Annotated in this window: 2 protein-coding genes and 1 pseudogene; all 3 read left to right on the top strand. The window is 35.2% G+C overall.

Annotated features, from left to right (window positions below):
- Nucleotides 1-410: 410 nt before the first annotated feature.
- Nucleotides 411-1,822 (top strand): annotated as a pseudogene (locus KSHG_RS17235) (plasmid recombination protein).
- A gap of 345 nt (nucleotides 1,823-2,167) precedes the next feature.
- Nucleotides 2,168-3,253 (top strand): protein rep, encoded by a 1,086-nt coding sequence (locus tag KSHG_RS15400; protein ID WP_010309342.1) that lies wholly within the window; start codon nucleotides 2,168-2,170, stop codon nucleotides 3,251-3,253.
- Between the two features lie 107 nt (nucleotides 3,254-3,360).
- Nucleotides 3,361-3,708 carry a plasmid mobilization protein gene (locus KSHG_RS15395; RefSeq protein WP_010309339.1) on the top strand — a complete coding sequence of 116 codons (348 nt, stop codon included), beginning with the start codon at nucleotides 3,361-3,363 and terminating at the stop codon, nucleotides 3,706-3,708.
- Nucleotides 3,709-3,784 lie beyond the last annotated feature (76 nt).

The raw sequence follows: 3,784 nt of genomic DNA, 5'->3' as shown, positions 1-3,784 counted from the left end.
TTTAAGGAGTTGATACGATTCGGTGATATTCACCCTCTTGTTCCTTCAAAAGTTCACCTTTTGAAGCTGGCTACCGCCGAGGGAGTCCCCTCAATTTTGAGGGGGTTGGGGGAGTTAAATGGTTAGTTTTTTGGGTTTGCCTTTTTTTTAAAAAAGGCAAGGTCTTTGATTTTGTTAGTGGAAAAATGGGCGAGCTGCGGAAATGATTTTCTTCCGCAACTGGCTCTATTTTTTTGCTTTTATCTTTTCGAAAATAACGTGCGTTACAGCACATTTTCGGGTGGGCACAGGGTGGACACAGTAGCCTCGCAGAGCCTTCGTTTTGCACACAACGTGTCAAAACACCGAGAAGGTTACTTTGCCAAAGTAACAAAGCTTTTGGTATATTGGATAGCAAGAGGTGATGGAGAATGAGTTTATCTATTTCGGTTCAGAAATCGTCAAAAAGAACAAACATAAAACATAACAACAGAGAGATGAGCGAGAAAGAAAAAGCAAAAAATCCACATATTGATTATGAGCGTTCGAATGAGAATAAATATTTTGTGAAACAGGATTTAAAAGAATTGTATCGAGATGAATTTGGTGACGCATTAGAAACATATAATGCAAAACAGAAAAGAAATGATAGAAAAATTGAAAATTATTATGAGCATATTAAAGCGAGTAAAAAACTTCGTTACAGCAAGAGCTGATAATCCAAGTTGGTGACAAAGACGATTTTCTTCGAGGGGATCGGGAGCAAGCGAAAGAAATCCTTGAAGAATGGTTTAAGGGATTTGAAGAACGCAATCCGCAATTTAAAGTGTATAATGCGGTGCTTCACGATGATGAAGCGACACCGCATATGCACGTTAATTTTGTTCCGATTGCTGAAGGGTATCAACGTGGATTAGAAAAACAAGTTTCGTTTGATAAAGCAATGATTCAACAGAATCCGACATTAGATAAAAATCGCCCTTTTGACGCTTGGCGACAAAGTGAAGTCCAGGTGTTAGAGAAACTTTTAAATGAGCGTAATATCGAACGGAAACTAGTTGGAAAAAACGATTATAAAGATGTGCGTGATTACAAAGAAAAGAAAGATTTAGAGCGTGAGCTGCGTGCGTTATCTCGTGATGTGAAAACGTATCGAGAACCTGTAAAACTTTTAACGAAAATTGATGAAACCAAAAAGAATAATTTGTTGGGTACTCGTGTTAGTTTTCATAAAGACGATTACGATGAGTTAAAGGGATTAGTTCTTTCTAGTGCTAAAACGAAAGTAAAACTTAACAAAGCAGAAGCGAAAATAGATAAATTGGAATCGCTCGTAGATCGAGAACAAAATATTGTGCAAAAGGAACAAGAGTTGCAGGCACGTGAGAATGAAGTGCGTATGCGTGAACAAAGACAGCGAGAGGTTAATTTATTATTAAAACGTGAAGAAGAAAAAAATAAAGAGCTTACGAATGAAAATACATCGTTGAGAGCCGAGAACAAGTCGTTTAGAGAGAAGTTAATTATTTTGATAGATTCTACGTCAAATTTGAAAGAACGTCTTAGAGGGGCGTATGAGAGCTTTACAAACGTTGTTAAAGCAGTTGGTATGCTAAAACACAGTAAAGACGTCTACAAGGCTGATTTAACGGAAAAACAGGCTGATTTGATTGATGCTATTGGGGCATATGGTGAAAAGTGGACGGAAAGAGAGGGTTTTGATGATTTGTCGCTCGATATAAAAAAACATGTTGGAATTTCTAAAGGCATAAAAAATGAACTTCCTGAGCAAGAAATCAAAAGAACGCCAAACAGAAATCGAGATAGAGGAATGGAATTGTAAAAGGCAACAGGCCCAAAGTGATTTTCTTTGGATCTGCTGCCTTTTATTTTTTTTATTTATTTTGTTTTGGTTTTGATTTTTTATGAGCGTAGCGAATGGCGTTTTTGCGTAGCCAAAAACGAGTTCTTTCTTTTACTTGATACATACGTAACTATTTCCGCAAGGAAAAGTTAGGTTTGTTAGTCCCTAAACCCTTGTGGCTCTAAGGACAAAACAAAAAGCGATTTGCTTTTTCTTGTATAGTGTTTTATAATTTTAATTGTCTAGATCAAAATTACACTAAGAGAGGAGCAAATCGCTTTAAGCTGTATATTTATTTATCTACAAAGCGATTGTATAACGCTTATGACTAAAAATCAAGAAGTGAAACTCAAAAAATCAGAATTGAAGTCAACGGAGTTAGGAAAATATATATTAGAAAAATACACACCAAAGAAAGACTTAGTTCGAAAATTATCGGAATATGCGAAAGGTGTTTTCACTCACAAGACATTAGAACGAGTGAAATCGTGTGGTGATTTTATGCAACATTTAACGAACTTAGAAATGAGTGCGAAAAAGGTTCATCGTTCCAATTCATGTGGCAATCGTTTTTGTCCGTTATGTACTTGGAACAAAGCGAAAAAAGATGCGATTATGATTTCAACCATTATGCAAGCTGTACGAGAAGATGAAGATCAGGAGTATATTTTTCTGACACTGACAGCTCCGAATGTAGAAGGTGTTTTGTTAAAAGCTGAAATTGATAAATTTAATTCAGCATTTAATAAATTATTTAAGCGTCGAAATGTACAAAAAGTAATTAATGGTTATGTGCGTAAGCTCGAAGTAACTTACAACAAAGAACGTTTTATTACAAAAGAAATGTACAAAAAGGCGAAAGATTATTTTGATAAACTAGGCTTACAAGTTGGTGACAATAATCCAAACTATGACACATACCACCCGCATTTTCATGTGGTGATGGCGGTGAATAAAAGCTATTTCACAAGTCGTGATTATCTAAAGCAAGAGAAGTGGCTGGAGATGTGGCGTGAGTGTATGGATAATCAAAATATTACGCAAGTGGATATTCGTAAAGTTCGTTCAAGCGAGAAGTCCGAAAACGGGGCTATTTTAGAAGTGGCGAAATACTCTGCAAAGAGTAACGAGCTTTATCATTCGAAGCCAGTTTTTGAAGTTTTTTATAAGGCGTTGAAAGGGCGACAATTAATTACTTTTCATGGCATTTTTAAAGACTACGTTAAAAAATATAAAAACGGTGAATTAGATAAATACAAGAAACAAGATGAAAATGAATACACACATTTATTAACGTCTGTATGGCAAACGTCAAAATATGAAAATATGCTACGTGAGCTGACTGTTGAAGAATTCGAAGAATACAATCAACAAGCGAAGTATATAGACGAAGATGATAGGGTCGATTAGGGGTAGCAAATGCTATCCCTTTTTTAGTACTAATAAATTTTTATGTATTAGTACTATATGGTATCATATAGTTAGTACTAAATAGTATCAAATAAGGAGTGCTTTATATGGTGAAAGAACAGGTTAAATTCTATGTTACTGACGAAGAAAAAAAGCGATTAGACACATTAGCAAAACTACGATTTATGACTGTTCCGAATTATGTCAAAACAACAGCTTTAGGTGTTCAAATAAGACAAGTAAAAGAAGTCTTTATTGAAAAAGAAAATGAGGACTTTCACTATCCAGAAACAAAAGAACGATTAATAGAAAATACGGAAAAGTTTCTTGATGATGAAGATAAAGCAGTATTAGAAGAATTGTTACAACGAAGTTCTTCAAAGGGATTTATTCAGTATGACGCTATGTTCAATGAACGCTTGCAACATATGGCTACCAAACTTTTAGGTAGATGAAATAAATAGCAATGAGTGTCAACGGTAAATCGGACTGGAATGGTTCAGCGTTTTTTGCTGATCCATGAAAGGAGAA

Origin of the sequence: Kurthia senegalensis, assembly GCF_000285595.1 — a bacterium.
GTDB classification, from domain to species: Bacteria; Bacillota; Bacilli; order Bacillales_A; family Planococcaceae; genus Kurthia; species Kurthia senegalensis.
The sequence above is the reverse complement of the archived record's forward strand: the minus strand, read 5'-3'. Positions and strand labels throughout refer to the sequence as shown.

Coding starts and splice junctions, on each gene's coding strand:
- KSHG_RS15400 (WP_010309342.1), top strand. CDS start 2,168: ATGACTAAAAATCAAGAAGTGAAACTCAAAAAATCAGAATTGAAGTCA.
- KSHG_RS15395 (WP_010309339.1), top strand. CDS start 3,361: ATGGTGAAAGAACAGGTTAAATTCTATGTTACTGACGAAGAAAAAAAG.